Annotated in this window: 16 protein-coding genes; 7 read left to right on the top strand and 9 right to left on the bottom strand. The window is 29.3% G+C overall.

The genetic code is table 4. The features are described 5' to 3' along the window. Positions 1–442 precede the first annotated feature (442 nt). Complete coding sequence (locus tag ACSH4Z_RS03305; RefSeq protein ID WP_438340569.1) at positions 443–2,392, top strand: S41 family peptidase; 1,950 nt, start codon at positions 443–445, stop codon at positions 2,390–2,392. Positions 2,393–2,468: 76 nt separating this feature from the next. Next, positions 2,469–4,421: a S41 family peptidase gene (locus ACSH4Z_RS03300; protein WP_438340568.1), complete on the top strand. Its 1,953-nt coding sequence runs from the start codon at positions 2,469–2,471 to the stop codon at positions 4,419–4,421. A gap of 323 nt (positions 4,422–4,744) precedes the next feature. On the opposite strand, the gene ACSH4Z_RS03295 is transcribed toward ACSH4Z_RS03300, so the two are convergent. From ACSH4Z_RS03295 to rsmD, 6 genes are all read right to left on the bottom strand, one after another. Continuing rightward, on the bottom strand, positions 4,745–5,401 hold the full coding sequence (locus ACSH4Z_RS03295) for a ribulose-phosphate 3-epimerase (protein ID WP_438340567.1): 657 nt from the start codon (positions 5,399–5,401) through the stop codon (positions 4,745–4,747). An 11-nt stretch (positions 5,402–5,412) separates the two neighbouring features. Then, positions 5,413–6,261 (bottom strand): ribosome small subunit-dependent GTPase A, encoded by an 849-nt coding sequence (gene rsgA / locus ACSH4Z_RS03290; protein WP_438340566.1) that lies wholly within the window; start codon positions 6,259–6,261, stop codon positions 5,413–5,415. A gap of 15 nt (positions 6,262–6,276) precedes the next feature. Next, positions 6,277–7,281, bottom strand: a complete 1,005-nt coding sequence (locus ACSH4Z_RS03285) for a serine/threonine-protein kinase (RefSeq protein ID WP_438340565.1) — start codon at positions 7,279–7,281, stop codon at positions 6,277–6,279. A 2-nt stretch (positions 7,282–7,283) separates the two neighbouring features. Beyond that, positions 7,284–8,036 carry a PP2C family protein-serine/threonine phosphatase gene (locus ACSH4Z_RS03280; protein WP_438340564.1) on the bottom strand — a complete coding sequence of 251 codons (753 nt, stop codon included), beginning with the start codon at positions 8,034–8,036 and terminating at the stop codon, positions 7,284–7,286. 13 nt (positions 8,037–8,049) lie between these two features. Then, positions 8,050–8,673 carry a guanylate kinase gene (gene gmk / locus ACSH4Z_RS03275; protein ID WP_438340563.1) on the bottom strand — a complete coding sequence of 208 codons (624 nt, stop codon included), beginning with the start codon at positions 8,671–8,673 and terminating at the stop codon, positions 8,050–8,052. An 87-nt stretch (positions 8,674–8,760) separates the two neighbouring features. Next, positions 8,761–9,309 (bottom strand): 16S rRNA (guanine(966)-N(2))-methyltransferase RsmD, encoded by a 549-nt coding sequence (gene rsmD, locus ACSH4Z_RS03270; protein ID WP_438340562.1) that lies wholly within the window; start codon positions 9,307–9,309, stop codon positions 8,761–8,763. A gap of 96 nt (positions 9,310–9,405) precedes the next feature. Here rsmD and ACSH4Z_RS03265 point away from each other — a divergent pair, with 96 nt between their 5' ends. The 5 genes from ACSH4Z_RS03265 to ACSH4Z_RS03245 all read left to right on the top strand — a co-directional run bounded on the left by ACSH4Z_RS03265 (position 9,406) and on the right by ACSH4Z_RS03245 (position 15,860). Continuing rightward, complete coding sequence (locus ACSH4Z_RS03265; protein WP_438340561.1) at positions 9,406–11,466, top strand: MYPU_1760 family metalloprotease; 2,061 nt, start codon at positions 9,406–9,408, stop codon at positions 11,464–11,466. A gap of 54 nt (positions 11,467–11,520) precedes the next feature. Further along, positions 11,521–12,375, top strand: a complete 855-nt coding sequence (locus ACSH4Z_RS03260; RefSeq protein ID WP_438340560.1) for a methionyl-tRNA formyltransferase — start codon at positions 11,521–11,523, stop codon at positions 12,373–12,375. Continuing rightward, a complete protein-coding gene (locus tag ACSH4Z_RS03255; RefSeq protein WP_438340559.1) occupies positions 12,341–13,009 on the top strand; it encodes a uracil-DNA glycosylase in 669 nt (222 codons plus the stop codon). The genes ACSH4Z_RS03260 and ACSH4Z_RS03255 overlap by 35 nt, the downstream gene beginning before the upstream one ends. A 77-nt stretch (positions 13,010–13,086) precedes the next feature. After that, on the top strand, positions 13,087–14,466 hold the full coding sequence (locus ACSH4Z_RS03250) for a M17 family metallopeptidase (protein ID WP_438340558.1): 1,380 nt from the start codon (positions 13,087–13,089) through the stop codon (positions 14,464–14,466). A gap of 17 nt (positions 14,467–14,483) precedes the next feature. After that, positions 14,484–15,860 carry a M17 family metallopeptidase gene (locus ACSH4Z_RS03245; RefSeq protein WP_438340557.1) on the top strand — a complete coding sequence of 459 codons (1,377 nt, stop codon included), beginning with the start codon at positions 14,484–14,486 and terminating at the stop codon, positions 15,858–15,860. 144 nt (positions 15,861–16,004) lie between these two features. Here the strand turns inward: ACSH4Z_RS03245 and ACSH4Z_RS03240 are convergent, their stop codons facing one another. The 3 genes from ACSH4Z_RS03240 to ACSH4Z_RS03230 form a co-directional block, all read right to left on the bottom strand. Further along, positions 16,005–17,477, bottom strand: a complete 1,473-nt coding sequence (locus ACSH4Z_RS03240) for an IdeS/Mac family cysteine endopeptidase (protein ID WP_438340556.1) — start codon at positions 17,475–17,477, stop codon at positions 16,005–16,007. A gap of 276 nt (positions 17,478–17,753) precedes the next feature. Continuing rightward, on the bottom strand, positions 17,754–18,656 hold the full coding sequence (locus ACSH4Z_RS03235) for an IdeS/Mac family cysteine endopeptidase (RefSeq protein ID WP_438340555.1): 903 nt from the start codon (positions 18,654–18,656) through the stop codon (positions 17,754–17,756). A gap of 45 nt (positions 18,657–18,701) precedes the next feature. Beyond that, positions 18,702–18,917 carry a hypothetical protein gene (locus tag ACSH4Z_RS03230; protein WP_438340554.1) on the bottom strand — a complete coding sequence of 72 codons (216 nt, stop codon included), beginning with the start codon at positions 18,915–18,917 and terminating at the stop codon, positions 18,702–18,704. Between the last annotated feature and the right edge of the window lie 44 nt (positions 18,918–18,961).

Genomic DNA, 18,961 nt, shown 5'->3' with positions numbered 1-18,961 from the left:
AGGTGAGAAATGAATCTACTTATTGCTATTAAAAGCACAATAATTTTAACATAAAATCATTTTAAGATTAACAACATTTTCAAAATATCTTACAAAATAAATTATTTCCATGTTTTTATTAATCAAATAAGCAAAAACAGATGGCAATTCTCTTTGTAAGATTTAATAAAAGTTTCTAATTTCACAAAAAATGTTAATTTCAAATTAAAAATCAAAACAAAAAATACAATCTAGATTTTTTTCTTTAAGGTAATTGCTAAATTTTATCATTTTTTAACATTTAAAACAGCAACTATAAAGCACTATCTATTTAATTAAATTATTTGAACCTAAAACTTTTCTATGTTTTTTAGTATAAATTTTGTGCTTTTAGCCAAAAGTAATAAAATTGTTTTTAGATAGTATAAAACTAGATAAAAAGATACAACATTGAAAGGAAAATATGAAAAAACAAGGAAAATATAAACTTCTAGCAAGTTTACCATTATCTATAGTTGGCATAGCACCTATTGCTATACTATCAGTAAGCTGTCAATCGGGGGAACAAGATAAACTAACCCAAGAACTTATAAAAAAAGAACAGCAACTTTCAAAGGAACAAGTTGAAAAAGATAAAGCTACCAATCAACTAAATTGAGCTAAAGAACAACTTCCAAAAAAAGATTTAGAAATAAAAAAATTAAAGGGTGAATTAGAAAAAGTAACTCCGCAAAATGATGATAAAAAAGTTTTCGAGACTAAAAAATATAACTTTAAAAACTATAATGCTGAATACACAGTAAATGAAACAAATGAAGCTGAAGCATTTTTTATTAAAGATGACAAGTCTAAGACACCTTATATTGACTTAGATCAGTTTATATCGATTTTAGATGGTTTATTTGACCAAAATCAATTAAGTTCATATGTTGAAAAAGATAAAAATACAAAAACATATTTTACAAAAAATCCAGATGGAACAATATCAAATAAATTAATTATTGACTGAGCCAAAAACACCATTCAATTAACAAGCACTAATTTCTTTTATGAAATTTTTAAACCACAACAATTAACCGATGGTGAGCAATTCCTAAAAACCGAATATGAATTATCGCGCATCAAAGGTGATGAAGGCAAACTTATCAACTTTGACCTGGGCAAATACAATATGGATATCTTATATAGTAATGATAAAGTATTACTTCCATTTTCAATATTCAATACCTTATTCATGAGTACAACATCAAACAATATTTACTTTAATGGTAAAACATTTACAAATGTAAGTGATGGACTTGACTCATTTGGTAAAACTGAAGAAGAAGCAAGAGAAAGAATTAGAAAAGATAACAATCTCCATGGCAGCAAACCAACCAAGGAAGAAAGAGAAGCAAACTTTAACCATTTATCATTTACAATGGACTACTTTTATGGCTTAAGAGAATATAAACAAATTAAATCTTTTGCAGACTATATCAAAAAAGAAGATAAAGAAAAACTTCTATCGACTGACCCAGAAATATATAACAAAGCATATATAAATATCTTCCATAAACAATTAAATGATTTACACACAAACCTAAATACTTTTTCGTATCGTGAAAAAAAATGAGATGCCGATATTTTTAAATCATTAACAAAAAATGACTTTGGACAAAAATTGTTGAATGAGCAAGATACCTTAAGAAAATTAACAAAGCTATTTAAAGAAAGATTTCATAAGGATGTTGAGGATATTGATACAAAAGATTTAATTAGATACCACGGCAATACAGCTATTGTAACCCTTCTTGAGTTCAAGGACGGAACAAAGGATGAAATAAGTGATAAAGACAATGCATGAAAATATGATACATACTTCCTAATGAGACGTCTAATTGAAGAAGTTAAGAAGAAACCAGAAATTAAAAATATTGTATTAGATCTATCTTTAAATGGTGGCGGTAGCGTTTCTGCTATGGTTAGAACTTTAGGCTTTATGACCGATAAACCTATTTTAAACCGCGAACAAGATATTCTAAATAGAACAAATAGTTTAAGCAAATCAGAAGTTGACACCGATGGTGATGGTAAATACGAAAATGATGCTTATGATAAATACAATTGAAACTTGTTAGTTGGTGTAACTACATTTAGTGCCGCAAACCAACTAGCAAGTATTGTTAAGGAAATGGGTATTGCTAAAATTATTGGTCAAAAATCTGGTGGTGGTATGTCAGCTATTATGTCAAACGTAATGCCAGATGGTACAACTATTACTATGAGCGGACCAAACAATGCTGTTTTTGGAATAGAAAACAAAGAAATAGAAAGTGGTGTTCCAACCGACATTGCAATCGAATACAAAGACTTCTATAATGATGAGGCAATTGACAAGGCTTTAACAAGCGCTAACTCAAAACAAAATTAATAATAATTAATAACATCGGCCAAAAAATTCCGGTGTTTTCTTAAAATGAAGAAATTATTGTAAAGAAGGAAAAAATATGAAAAAATCAGGAAAAGCTAAACTTTTAGCAAGCTTACTTCCATTATCAGCTATTGGTCTAGCACCAATTGCTATACTAACTGCAAGCTGTCAATCTGGACAAATCGATAAATTAAATAAAGAAATTCAAGAAAAAGAACAAAAAATTCAAGAATTACAAAAAGAAAAAAATAATACTAACGATGAATTAAATAAAATCAAAGATCAACTAAATGAGAAAAACGAAATAATAAATGATATTGAAAGAGAAAACAATATCAAGCCTCAAAACGATGACAATGTTAACATTAGTGCCACCTCTCACAATTTCAAAAACTATAATCCTGAATATACAGCAGTTAAGGAATCAGATGTTAATGTTTATGAAATTAAGGACGATAAATCAAAGACAGCTTATGTTGATATTGATCAATTTTTAAGTGCTCTAACTGGCTTGATTGGCCCAGAACAATTTAGTTCATATGTTGATAAGCAAAAGAATAGAAAAACTTATTACACAAGCAATCCTGATGGAACTATTTCAAACAAGTTGGTAATTGATTGAAATAAAAATACAATTTTTGTAACCACAACAGACTTCTTTTATGAAATATTAAGACCACAAGAATTAACAGATGGTGGAGAATTCACTAAATATGAATATGAAAGAATTCCAGAAAGTGATAAAGGTGTTACTTTCGATCTAGGTAAATATCATATGGATATCCTTTACAAAGATGATAAAGTTCTAGTGCCATTTTCAGTATTTAACACTCTATTTATGAGCTGAACATTTAACAATATCTACTACAACGGAAAAACATTCACTAATGTTTTTGCTGGACTTGACTCATTTGGTAAAACTGAAGAAGAAGCAAGAGAAAGAATTAGAAAAGATAACAATCTCCATGGCAGCAAACCAACCAAGGAAGAAAGAGAAGCAAACTTTAACCATTTATCATTTACAATGGACTACTTTTATGGCTTAAGAGAATATAAACAAATTAAATCTTTTGCAGACTATATCAAAAAAGAAGATAAAGAAAAACTTCTATCGACTGATCCTAAAAAATGAAATGAAGCATACATCAGTATTTTCCATAAGCAATTAAATGAATTACATACAAGAATGAACTCATTCTCATACTATGAAGCAACTAATTATCTTAAACCTCTACAATTACAAATTGAAGACTATGGTCAATATAGAATTGATTTCAATAAACAAAGAGCAGAATTGGTTAAAGGCTTTGAAGCATATTTCAAAAAGAAAATTGCAGACTTCAAACCAGAAGACTATGTGAAATATGTTGGCAATACCGCTTTTGTCACCCTATTACATTTTGAAGATGGAACTAAAGAACAAAACAAATCGCCAGAAGCTTGAAAACATGATACATACCATTTAATGAGATATCTAATGAAAGAGGTAGCAAAAGAAGAACATAAAAATATAAAAAACATTGTTCTAAACATTGCTATTAATGGTGGTGGTAGCGTTGGATCAATGGTTAAAACACTAGGTTTTATGACTGATAAACCAATTCTAAATCGTGAATTCGATATTTTAAATAGAGTGGGTAGTTTAAGTAAAGGCTTAGTTGACACTGATGGTGACGATAAATACGAAGGGGATGCATATACACAATACAATTGAAACATCCTAGTTGGTATAAATACATTTAGTGCTGCTAACCAATTGACAAGTATTGTTAAAGAAATGGGTATTGCTAAAATTATTGGTCAAAAAACTGGTGGCGGTATGTCGGCCATTATGCCTCTAGCTCTAAGCGATGGAACAACTATTACAATAAGTGGTCCAAATAATGCTACATTTGGCAAAGATAACAAAGAAATTGAAAGTGGTGTTCAACCAGACATCAAATTAGATTATAAAGATTTCTATAACTACGATAAAATCGATCAAATGTTAAGTGCTCAAAATCAAAAACAAGACGAAAATAAACAATAATCATCCTTTCATTGTTAAAAGACATCAGCAATTGATGCTGATGATAATGTAGTAAATTTTGTGTAAATTTATTTCCCGCTTACTTTTTGAGTAAGAGATTTGGGAATGGTAATCACACAAATCTAAATTTATTAGACAAAAATAACCAAATAACATAACTAAATCGGAGAGTTTAATCTCCTAAATGTTATTTGGTTATTTTAAATTATTATTACTCTTCTTCGAAAATTATTTGCAATTGATTATAAACAGGAACTGTAGATAATTTTGTGTAAATTAATCTCTAGCTTGCCTTTTTTTAGTAAGTGATTTAAAAATAGCAATTAACTCAATAACAATTTGATTGTTTCCTTTGAAAAATTTTTAACCAAATAAGAACCAACAACCGCTAAGTCAACGCCACTCTCAAAACATTTTTTAATATTAAAGTCCTTAATGCCACCATCAATTTCAATTATTATTTTCAAATTTTTTTGATCAATATATTTTCTAAGTTGTCTTACCTTTGCATAAGTAGATTCAATAAAACTCTGCCCACCCTTGCCAGGATAGACACTCATGGCTAATATTAAATCTAAATCCTTAAGAAATGGTATAACTTTGCTTACATCTGTATCGGGATTAAAGGCTAAGCCGAGTTTTATGCCTTCTTTTTTTGCTAATTTAATAAGTTTTTTGAGCTCTATTTCATTTTCAAAAGCTTCATAATGAAATGTTAAAATAGCTCCAAATTCCTTAAATTTATGATAATAAGAAAAAACATCTTTAACCATTAAGTGAATATCCATATGATGCTTTGGACACTGATCAAATATTTTTTTAATTTCTTCATATGTTAAGGCCGTATTGGGTACAAATTGGGCATCCATAACATCGTAATGAACATTACTAACGCCTCATTTAATCAATGAATTAACATAGGAAATTAGCTGATCACTTTTTACATCTAATATCGAAGGGCTTATTTGTCTATTATCCATTTTTTTCCACCTTAATATATTGGTTCTAACATACGCTTCATAAAGCTTTTATAATTTTCATATCTTTCTTCTTTAATAGTTCCACACTGAACGCGTCTTTTAACTTCACAATCCTCAATTCTTTCATGGTAGTGTCTACAACTTCTAAATTTGCAAAAAGGAGATGCTTCTCTAAAAGAATTAAAAGCAACAGGCATTTCATCAATTGTTAAATCAAACTCAATAGATGAAAACCCAGGAGTATCAATAATCTCGCCGCCATTAAAGTTAATTAAACTCACTTCTCTTGTTGTATGTTTACCGCGGTTTAGCGCCTTTGAAATGGCTTGTGTTTCAAAATTTGTGCTAGCTAAATAATTTATCAGCGTCGTTTTTCCGACACCGGTTTGGCCCACAAAAAAACTAGTCTTATGTTTAAAAATTTCTCGCAAGCCTTCAAAACTAGCTTCATTTTCATAATTTATTTCAAATACCTTATAACCTTGTTCCTTGTAAAAATCTATCCTTGAAGCAGATGTTAGATCTTTCTTGGTTAAAACAATTATTGGTTCTACATTCTTGCTTTCAATAATAATAAGGAACTTATCAACTAATTGAGAACTAAATTCTGGTTCAACTAATGACATAACGACAATCGCTTGGTCAACATTAGCAATTTTAGGCCTAATAAAGAAATTTCTTCGTCCTAAAATATGATGAATCAATCCTTCTTTTTCAAATTCAACATTATCGCCGACGATAGGTTTCATATCAAGCAATCTAAGTTTTCCTGAACCTCTCACTCTATAAATTTGTTTATCCCCGAACGACTTAACATCATAAAAACCTGCTAACGACTTAATAATTTTCCCTTTTTCCATTTAACACCTTCACTTCTACTTTTTATAATATTCAACTAAATATACAATTAAATAAATTAATAATCCAAAAATTATTGAGGAACCCAGTGTTATCAAAACAATGTTTAGCACCTTGTGTGATTTCTTTTTTTTCTTTTGCTCATGATTTTCAAGATCAAGCCGCTTTTCCATGCTTGCTTGCGGTGTTAAACAATGATCTAGATCACTAATTATGTCTAAGCAATTTAAATAGCGATTTTGAGGATTTTTAGCTGTACATTTTATTATAATATTTTCAACAGCTTGCGGAATAGTTTTCCCAACACCTTCTAAAGGTGGTATTGTACCGTTTATTTGAAGCAGTAAAATAGATTGGGCATCAATCCCTTGATAAACAGGATGTCCTGAAAGCATTTCATACAAAATCATACCAAAAGCATAGATATCGCTTTGAATTGAGGCTGGTTGACTTTTCAAGGGAATCTCAGGAGCTAAATATTGAACTGAGCCAACTGTTTTATTATCAGCTGTAACTCGCAAACTATCCTCGTTAATTGATATCCCAAAATCAATTAATTTAACTCTATTGGTATCATTTTCAATAATTATATTGCTTGGTTTTAAGTCTCGGTGGATAACATTGGATGAATGGATATCATACAATCCCCTGCATATCTCTCTCGCAATTCTTATTGCCTCATCAACAGGTATTTTTTTGTGTTTTGCAATTAATGCCTTGAGATTGGTTCCTTTGATTAATTCCATTGCATAATAAGATTCATCTGCGCTTACATAGTAGCCAATCATTTTGATTACATTAGGCGATTTAATTGTTTTCAAAACGTTGCACTCGTTCTGAAAGCGGATTTGATTAACTTGTTTTTTTGTTATATCTGGAACAGTGAGTATTTTAACTGCCATTCTCTTTTGTGTCTTCTTATAACAAGCAGAATACACCTCACCATACCCCCCTTTTCCTATTAAGACAAAGTCCTCAAAGTGTTTATTTACATTTTCGTATCTATCCAATCTCTTCAACATAATTAAAGCTCCAATATCAATGCTGTTAAATTATCTCTTGATTGATTTTTCTTCGCAATATCAATTAATTTTTGAGCTTTTTTATCAAGGTTAAGTTTTTTATCTAAAAGGATTTGCTCAATTGTTGGTTTATCAACAAAATCATGTATTCCGTCCGATGTCAATAAAATATATTTAATTTCTTCACTGCTCTTCAATAAAAAACTATCACATTTCATATTCTTATTAGGCCCCAAACAACTAACTAACTTATTGGCATCAGGTAATAATTTAACAATATCCATATCTATTTTTTTGATTTCTGCAAGTTCATGTAAAACGTTTTGATCAATAGTTATTTGATGTAATAAGCCATTATATGCATATGTACGAGAATCACCAATATTAAATACATAAGTTTGTTTGTTTAAATTAAAAACTAAGGCAGCCGTTAAAGTTGTGCCCATATCTTGATAATTTACAATATTTTTACTATTAACTATATCTTTAAGTGATTTTTTAATATAGCTTAGTGTGGCATTAAATCATTTATTTATATTTTTTCTATCATTAAATTGAATATTATCGTTAAAACTTTCTTGAAAATAGCTAACTAGTAATTCCACTGTTTTTTGTGAGCATAAGGCACCACCAAAATGACCCCCCATCCCATCACATAATATAGCTAATGTTCAATTATTTAAAAAACTGATTGATGCACAATCCTGGTTCTCGTTACGATATTTTCCTTTATCAGTTTTAATAACATATTTCATTTTTCTACTTTTTTTAAGCCTTTCTACCAGGTTCTGCTTTTTGTTTTACATCAATAATGTGAGAAAAATTTTGCTTGATAATTTCCTTAACTTTATTAGCGGTTTCTTCAATTGAATTATTAATAACAACATGTTGAAAAATCGAAGAAAGAATTATTTCTTCTCTTGCTTTATCTAATCTTTTTAAAATAAGGTCATATGTTTCAGTATTTCTATTTTCAATTCTTCTTTCCAATTCTGTTAATGATGGAGGCATTAAGAATATTGAACATATTTCACCTTCTCTACCTTCTTTACGATACTTGTTAATAATTTGCAAGGCACCATTAGTTTCGATTTCTAAAAATGGGATTTTTCCTGAGGCACAAATATTTGCCACTTCTGAATTTAGTGTTCCATAATAATTATCAAAATGCTTTGAATATTCTAAAACCTTATCTTCCTTAATAAATGTTTCAAATGTATCAATTGGAACAAAATAATAATGAATACCATCAACTTCGCCTTCTCTTGGCTCACGGGTAGTAATTGAAACCGATAATTTTAATTTTAAGTCCTTATTATCAAACAAATATTTTTCAATTGTGCCCTTCCCAACACCAGAAGGTCCGGTAAAAATAATTAATTTTTTCTCCATGCTTTCTCCTTCATCTTTTTTATTTTAGAATATTTAAAGTACTATTAGAATATTAATTATATTAATAATTAATTATATAAAAAATATTTACTTTATGTTTTCAATAAAGTAAATAAAAATTTTTCCATACTTCTTTTGTTTTACTACCTCATAATGATTATTTTTATATGTGAAATTATTCCAATCAGTTTCAATAATAATCTTTCCATTAGAATTTATCATATTATTTAAAGTTAATATATCAATGCATTTAACAAGCAATTCTTTTTCCCTAAAGGGTGGGTCTAAATAAACAAAGTCATATTTTTTATCCTTATTTTTGGACAAAAAAGATAATGCGTCAGTATTAATAATTAACAAATTGCTTTCTTTAAGACTATTTTTATTCTCAATAATTATTTTATATGCTTCGTAGTCTTTTTCGACACATGTGGCATTTTTTGCTCCACGAGATAAGGCTTCAAGACAAAATGAACCAGATCCAGAAAACAAATCTAGAAACTCTCGACCTTCAATATTAAATTGAATTGAAGAAAAAATGCCCTCTTTTGCTCTATCAGTTGTTGGCCTTGTTGTTTTAGAGGAAGGTTGTTTTAATAATCTTGAACGGTATTTTCCGGCTATAATTCTTAACATACTAATAATTATAATAACTTTAAAATAAGAGTAAAATATTTAATATTGATTTATTAAATGCCTTAAAAAAATATAATATTCAAAAACTGGAGGCTTATGTTAGAAGAAAAAAAGAAAAAACCTAGTGGAAAAAAATTTCTACTAGGTTTATCAATTTTTGCTATATCAGCAGGTTTTATTGCCACGGCTGGTTATTTTGGTTATAAAGCAGTTTTTGAGAAATTAGATGGTGGCGCTATTGATGAGGGGATTGTTCCGTTGCGAAATTCAGAAAATGATTTAAGCAAAACATCATTAAACGAAGATAATATCCCTTTTGAAATAAGAACAAGCGATGATGCCCTTATTTTTAATAGAAAAACAAGTAATTCATCAAGAGAACTTAATCCAAATTTTAAAGTGGGAAATTTAAGTTTTGTCGAAAAACCAATTGCTAGAAAACCAAACGGAGAACCTGTCTATTATCTAGGAAAAGAAGGAATGCTTTTACTAAATAAAATGTTTAAACAAAGAGCACTTTATGGTCCGGAAATAAACGCAATTAAAAGAATCAATATAAATGTGCCAAATGATGAATTGCAAGAAGATCGAACTAACGGGGCTTATTTTCCTGCAAATCGCGAAATGTACATCTTTGTAAATAAAATAGTTGAAAACAATCTAAAACTTTTGAATCAACCAGTAGAAAAAAGAATTGAAATTATTTTTGGTACTCTAATGCATGAATACACTCATCATATTGATAATATGTATAATAAATCAATAAAAAGAGGTGATGAACTTGCAAATAGTGATCTTATTGAATATGAGGGTGATCACAACTATTATCATATAGAAACAAATAATGCTAAATTTTTGAATGAATTTCGTAAAAATTTAAACTATGATAACACAAGAGATAATAAACTTTTATTAAGAAATAGTCAAGATTTTTTGCATGACCAAGACCAATTACCAGTTTACAAGTTTTATAGTGCCAATGAACTTTTTAGGATAGCAAACGTTAAAATAACACCTCTTGAGGCTAAAAAATATGAACCCCTTGATTCTAGAAGGTTTTATTTCAATAATAATAAATATCAAAATGTTTCTTTTATTGAACCAACTAATTTGCAATCAATAAGATATCTTTTCTCATTTACTGAGCTTGTACCAAGAGAAATAATTAAGCTTTCGCTAGGGCCAAATGCTTGGTTTTATAACTCTAATCGAAGCCAATTTGAAAACTATTTTTATTTTCGAAAAAACAATCGAACTGGTGAATTAATTTTTAATGCTGCTGGTGATGATATCCTAAAAAATATCGCTATCTTGAGAAAAGGTAATTTTTCAAATTCAAATGAATTAGCTACATTTGCATCAAATTGAGTTTTTAAAGACCAACTAGAAAACTTCCGTTCAAGTATTTATAATATTAGAACAAATGAATATGAGCGTCCATTTGCAAATGTTGGTAACTCGCACCATAAAGGTTTATTCAAAGCTTATGTTGACCTAATGGGCTGAGGAGAACTTATAAGTTTTGCAAATTATAATATTCAAAATAACGATTCAAAGAATATTAATCTAGGTGGGTATTTTGAATTACCACAAAAAATTATTGAACAAAAGAAAAATAATCGTATCAAATCTAAACTAATTTTTGTAGACCTAAATGATAACAATAATACTCTGGAAATTGATTATAAATTGCAAAATTATAATCTTACAACGAAAAAGGTCTGAAATTCTATATACTATTTTGATATCAAAGATAACAAACAAAAAGATTACTATGATGAATCATGAGTATATCCAAAGTTATTTAAAGACAAATATCAATATGTTTCATATTTTGCTAAAAATATAGATAGGAATATTCTTAATAAGAAATTTAAAAATAAGAAGTTTGATGTTAAATTATGAGTTGACCTTGATAACAACGGCACATATGACCTGAATAGAAAGGATAATAAGGAAATTATTTCATTATTAAATGATAATGTATGAAATAATAGCGGCAAAAAATTCTATGCTAGATTTAAAAATAACAAGCGCCGCACCACAACATATCGAAATAACAGATCAAATTTTATAAACAATTTACAATATGAACTTTTTAGCATCAACCAAAATAATGAAACAAAAAAATATTACTATACAATTAAAAACTATTAAGCTAACTTTTGTTAGCTTTTATTTTTATTTAAGATATCAAGTATAATTTTTTTTATGAAAAAAATTAGATTAGTTTTAGCTGGAACCGCTGAATTTTCAAAAACAATATTTAAGTCATTAATAAAAGATGAACGTTTTGAAGTCTCTTGTCTAATTAGCCAGCCAAACAAAAAATTTGATAGAAACAAAAATGTATTACAAACCCCTATTGCGCAACTTGCTAATGAATTCAATATTAAACTCTACCAACCAGAAAAAATCAAAGATATCTATGAAGAACTAAAAGCAATTGACTTTGACTTTTTTATCACAGCATCATTCGGGCAATTTATTCCAAACAGCATTTTAAAATTACCAAACAAACTACCTTTAAATGTTCATGGCAGTTTATTGGAGAAATACCGTGGAGCTTCGCCGATACAATATACGCTTTTAAACAATGATAATAAAGCCGGAATCTCTTTGATTGAAATGATTGATAAAATGGATGCAGGTGATATCTTAAAAACATTAGAAATTGAAATATCTGAACAAGACAGCGCTATTGAACTATTTGATAGACTAGGCTTAGAAACTTCAAAAGTAATTGGTAATTGGTTGCAACAAATTTACAATAATGATTTCACAAGAAAAATTCAAGATGAAAATCTAGTAACATTTGCTCCTAAAATTCAAAATGAGGAAGCTGAAATTTTTGAAACATTAACCTGTCAAGAAGCACTAAATAAAATAAGGGCATTCAATGATCAGCCAGGCGCTTTCATAATTATTAATAATAAAAGGTTAAAAATTTATCGCGCGACAAAAAACAAAATCCAAACACCGATAAAAATAAAGTTTTCAGATGGTTATTTATATCTAATTGAATACCAATATGAAGGCAAGAAAAAAGTTAAACATGAATTTTAATTTTGAAAATTTTCTTGCTAAGCAAAAAGAACAAGAATATTGAAAAAAGATTGAAATTATATTAAAAAATGAAGATCTAGTACCATCAAAAAATAATGTTTTTAACGCTTTTACAAATTTTGATTTTAGTAATATAAAACTCATTATTTTAGGACAGGACCCTTATCCTACAAATGATAATGCCGACGGCCTTTGTTTTTCTTCAAAAAATAAAATAACGCCTGCGTCCTTAAAAAATATTTTTAAAGAAATCAAAAATTCCTATCCTCAAATTAAATTTAATAGCAATGATCTTACAAATTGAAAAAATCAAGGCGTCTTATTATTAAATACAATATTAACAACACTCAAAAACAAAACACAAGCTCACAAAAATCAAGGTTGAGAAATATTTAACTTAAATCTTATAAGAGAAATTCTTTCATATTATGATGAGATTTTATTTCTAGCCATGGGAATCGATGCTCAAAACTTTATTAAAACTCTAAATATTAAGGAAGAATATATATTTAGAACGGCGCACCCATCGCCCCTATCTTGTTGGCGGGGTTTCTTTAATAGTAATATATTTAAAAGAATAAATGAAAAACTTATATCGCTAGGAAAGAATGAAATTGATTGAAGTACAAAATAATATATTTAAACTAAAAATGATTATAATTTAAGAATACTATTATGTAAATAGTATTTTTTTATTAATAAGGAGACTTTATGATATCGAATTGCGAAACAAAACGTAATGAAAATATGTTATTAAAAGTTGCTTATGAGGGACAAGAATTTTGTTCTTGCGTAGCAAAAACTCATTTGTTTATTAGCGAAAACTTTGATAAAAATATTGCTTATATTTATGTTTCAAAAGACATTAAGGATTACTACGGTTTTATAAAAGTGGTTGATCATATTATCAATGCAAAACGTAGAAGTTATCAGATTGATGTTTTATCATTTGCAAATCTTCCTTTTTTGACTGTCAAGGAAGTTTTAAGAGCGTTTATAACAAGAATGGAATTTCACGGAGCAAAATTATATTCTGCTAAACAAAAATGTGAAAATAAGAATGAAGAAGAAAAAAGTGAAATTAAACTAACACTTTTTCTTGAAGAAAATAGTTATGCTAAATATATTGAAAAATTAACGATAATTTCCAAAAATGTTTCAAAAACACGTAATCTGCAAATCACACCACCTAACATAGCGACAAGTGAGTGAATCGCTGATGAAGTTAAAAAGGATTTCGAAGGAGTTGAAGGATTATCGGTTAAAGTATTAAATAAGGCTGAAATTAAAGAACTAGGAATGGGTCTAATGTTAGCTGTTAATGCTGGTTCTTCATATGAGCCAAGAGTTGTTATTGCCGAATACAACGGAAATCCAAATAGCAAAGAAAAATTTGTCTATGTTGGTAAAGGTATAACTTTTGATACAGGTGGATATAACACCAAAGGTTACCATATGGATGGGATGAAATTTGATATGTCAGGTTCTGCCATCGTAGCCTACGCACTAAAATCAATTGCACAGCTAAAAATAAAGGCAAATGTAGCTGCAATCATGATGCTAACCGATAATGCTATCGATACCCATGGAACTCTACCTGAATCTGTTATTAAATCAATGAGTGGAAAGACTGTCGAAATTACTGATACAGATGCTGAAGGACGCTTAGTTTTAGCTGACGGAATTTACTATGGTGCCACAAAGCTAAATGCTTCCTTGATTGTTGATGTAGCAACTCTAACTGGTGCAATGTTAAGGGCACTAGGAAAAACATACTCAGGTATTTATTCTTCATGTGACAAAAGATGAGAAGAATTTGAGGAAGCAGCAGAGATAGCTCATGAAAAAGTTTGAAGACTTCCAATGCATGAAGAATTTCATAAAACCAATAAGTCATCACTAATTGCTGATTTAAATAATTACAATAATTCATCAAAGGCTGATTCCAATTCTGCTGCGATGTTTTTAAATGAATTTGCAAACAAAGTTGATTTTATTCACTGTGATGTTGCCGGAACTGCTGATGCAAAAAATATGGGCTTGGGGATCCTAGTTTCAACATTAGTTGAACTAGCTGAAAAGCAAAAATAGAAAGGTAATTTAAAACTATGGAACTAATTAAAAAAATTGATGAAAAACGTAATGATTTTCTATTGTTAAAAGCAGTCTTTAAGGGTGATAAATTACCAAAAAATCTTGTCGAAAAGGATTTTACAATTACAGAATTTCTTAGCGAAAATGTTGCTTATGTTTACATGGGAGAAAGAGAAAAAATCAATTATAATAATATTTTTGATTTTGCTAAATCATTAGCTACAAATGCTGCAAGAAATTATCAAATCGATGTCGCTACATTTCCTGTTGATAACAAAATATGTATCTATGACACTGTTGATGCATTTACAAAAGGAATAAATTTTTCAGCAGCCAAACTTTATAATAAAAAAACCATCTATAAAAAAGAAAATCATAACAATCTTTCACTATATTTACAAAATCCTACAAGCGATTTAATAGCCCACTTTAACAAGGCGGTGATTCTATCTGAAGCACTAAATTGGGCAAGAAATTTAGGTGTTACACCCCCTAATGAACTAAACTCTGAACAACTAGCAATAATTGCGCAAGAGGAACTAAGCCAATATCAAAATCTAAAGATAACAGTTTTAAACAAAAAACAAATTGAAAATCTCAACATGGGTCTGCTACTATCAGTTAATAGAGGTTCAATTTACGAGCCACGTGTTGTTATTATAGAATATAATGGTAACAAATTATCAAAAGAAAAAACCGTTTTGGTTGGTAAAGGTATTACATTCGACTCGGGTGGTTACAATATTAAAACCGGGCGCCATATGAATGGAATGAAATATGATATGGGCGGGTCTGCTGTTGTAGCTGCCGTTATGAAAATAATTGCTCAAACTAAACCAAAAACTAATGTAGCAGCTATCATGTGCATTACCGATAATAGAGTTAATGGTGACGCCTCACTTCCTGATTCAGTTTGAACTTCAATGAGTGGAAAGACTGTTGAGGTAAATAACACTGATGCCGAAGGTCGTTTAGTTATGGCTGATGGTTTATACTATGGTGCAACAAAACTAAAAGCTACAAGATTAATTGATGTTGCGACCTTAACTGGAGCAATGATTATGGCTTTAGGTGACACATACACCGGGGTTTGATCAACAACTAAAAAAGGTTGAGAAGATACAAAAAATGCCGCAAAAATTCAACATGAATTAGTGTGAAGAATGCCACTTGATGATGAATATGCTGAATATATTAAAGGTTCAATTGTTGCGGATCTAAAAAATACAGATTTTACCGGAAATGCTGGTTCTTCTTCAGCGGCGATGTTTTTAAAAGAATTTACCAACGATATAGAATATATACACTTTGATATAGCAGGGACATGTGATATTAATGAAAAACCAATGTTTGCAATGGTTAAAACAATATCAGAACTAGTATCAAAATAACATAAATAAGGATATTATAAAAAAATTTTGTGTAAATTAATCTCTGGCTTACTTTTTAGTAAGTGATTTGAGAATAGTAATTACACCAAATTATCTACGATACCAAAATAATAAAAAAATTCAGATCCTTTTAATCTGAATTTTTTATGACTTATTTTTAGATTGATTATTAAAATAATCTTCCCAATAGTTAACGCCTAACCCAAAACTATATATATCTAGTGCTTGCGTTATATTTTCTTTTCTTGCTCCAATATATACCTTTCCATCGGCAGCGTTAAAATCAACTCTATATCTTTTAATACCAAGACGTTTTCTAACGCCTTCCTGTTCAAATGCAAATCTCGGATCGTCTGAATCAGTTACATAAAGAGCCTTTATTATCCCATCTTTATCAAAATCAGCTCCCCAAACATTTATAATGTGATTAATTGAAACGCTACCATATGTATGAGATATACCAATAGCCTTATTAGCTTCAATTTCTCGTCTAAGTCTATCTGAGAGTGGTTTTGCGTAGGCGCCATAACCAAAATGTCAACGGTCCGTTAATAAGTGTTTACCAAAAACGTCCTTAAAGAACCCAAGAAATCCAGATTTACCTTTTTCATAATTAATTTCTTGGTTGCGTTGTTGCCTATTAGAATAACCATAACCATTTATATAAGTATCAAAAATTTTATCTGGCCAAACAGTGCGCCCGACATAAAGTTTCTTAAAAATTTCAAATAATTGACTATGTTCTGTTTTTGTTTTTATATTATCATTATTAGCCTCAAGAAACTTATTAATTTCGCGAAAATCTATTTCATTATTTTTTCCTATTATTCCTTTTTGCGGATCACTTAAATACTTATTAATATAGTCCTTGTTTTGTGTGCTTCAATAGTGAATAGCATTTGCTGCAACTACTGCAGCACAAAGTAAATTATCACCACGGTCAAAATCTTTATTGATATCAAATCATCCTTCTTCATTATCATTATGAGCATATCATCAGCTATCGATATCGTCGCTTGCGTTAATATGATGGAAAAATTTACTAAAATTAGGATTTACACCCTTTAAAAATAAAGTTTCAACTACACCTTCACTTTTTAGAAAATCACCTAACGGAGTATTCAATAGTTGTTGTGTTTTATCGTTTGGTGAAGGAATTTTTGGTAAATTTGGGACTTCTGACTTTGGGGCAGGAATTAATTCTAACTGCGGAATTTTCTTTGGTTCATCTGCTTTATTATTAATTGATGGTCCAAGTGGTATTTGTGGAATTATATTATTTTCTTTATTCTTTTTTATAGAGGGACCTAATTTAATTTGCGGAATAACATTAGTATTGTTGCCTTTATTTTTAATAGTTGGATCCGGGATAATTTGCGGATTTTTTTCTTCTTTTTTCTTTTTATGCGGAGGAGTTAAAGGTTTTGAATCATTGATTCTTTCCTCAACATTATTTTCATTAGGATTATGCATATGTGTATTATTGTGTGGTTGTTCAGAATCCGGTTTAGGGGATGGCTCCATAACATTTCTATTTTGACATGATAAAACAACAGACGACATAGATAAAGTCGGAATAATGCCTAAAGTTAATAAAAACAACTTTCTTTTGCTCAATATTGAATACCTCATTTAAAATTAGTTTAACAAAGCAAAAAACATAATAAACGAGCCGATGTTTGTTGCTCCATTCAATATAATTTATACCATAGTTTTTTTTTTTTTTTTGCATCTTTTGAAAAAAATTTACTCAAAAAGCATTTTGAAGCATAGAAAAAAAATCGGGTTTTTATTAATAACCCAAATTTTATTGCTTATTTTTAGATAAATTCTTAAAGTATTGCTCTCAATATGCGGTTCCTAAACTAAAAGTGTAAATATCTAATGCCTCAGCTATATTTTCTTTTTTAGCACCGATAAAAACTTTCCTTTTTGAGTATCAAAATTCACCTTGTATCTCTTAATACCAAGACGTTTTTTGATTCCGTCTTGTTCAAAGAAGGCTTCCTGATCATCTGAGTCAGTTACATAAAGAGCCTTAACTATCCCGTCTTTATCAAAATCAGCTCCCCAAACATTAACAATATGATTAACAACAACTGAACCATAGGTATGAGAGATAGCAAGTGCCTTATTTGATATTATTTCATTTCTTAATCTTTCGCTTAGATTCTTTGCACTATGTGCATTTCTAAATGACCATCTATTTGATAAAATATTACTTTCAAACACATCTTTAAAAAATCCTTTTCAGTTAGCTTTAAGACTCCAGTTATTTGGATTATTTAACTGTTGTGATTTCGGTCCGATGCGAAAGTACGGATAACCACTTATTAATTCATCAAATAATTTAAATGGTGTAACAAAGCCCTTCCCAGTTCTTTTATCAACATTACCACCATAATCTTTTTTAATTCATTCAAAAAGTACGCTATTTTCTCTTGTAGTTCGAATTCCATCATTTCCCATATGATTAACAAAGGTATTCAAGTTGCGAAAATCAATTGTAATATCCTGCAATGAGTTTTTAAATGAAATTACTCCCTTTCTAGGATCTAGTAAATATTTATCTAAATATTGCCTATTTTGTTTAATTCAATAATGTAAAGCATTAACCACTACAATAGCACCACATAAAAAGTTATCGCCACGAGTAAATTCCTTATTTATATCAAATCATCCTTCTTCATTATCATTATGAGCATACCATCAGCTATCAACACCATCTTTTTGATTAACATAGTGAATAAATTTTGCAAAGTTAGGACTTACATCCTTTAAAAACAGAGTTTCCACAACCTCCTCGTTGTGTAAAAATTTGCCCAGTTCTGTTCCTTTGATTTACTGTGTCCTATCATTACCCAATGTTTTTTGCGGTTTATGAGGCGGGGTTGGCTTTAGATCAGGTGGGACAGGAGTAGGTTTTGGTACTGGTTCTGGTTCAGGTTGAGGTTTTGGTTTTATGTCATCTATTTTTTGACATGACAAAACAATTGCTGGTATAGAAATTACTGATATAATCTCAAAAGTAAATAATGTTGATTTTTTATGCTTCAATTTGGAAAAACCTCCTTGAAAATGATGATTTTCTTATGAACTAT

Origin of the sequence: Mycoplasma sp. 125, assembly GCF_051549845.1 — a bacterium.
Lineage (GTDB): Bacteria > Bacillota_I > Bacilli_A > Mycoplasmatales > Metamycoplasmataceae > Metamycoplasma.
This window is presented reverse-complemented; position numbering and strand designations above follow the sequence as displayed.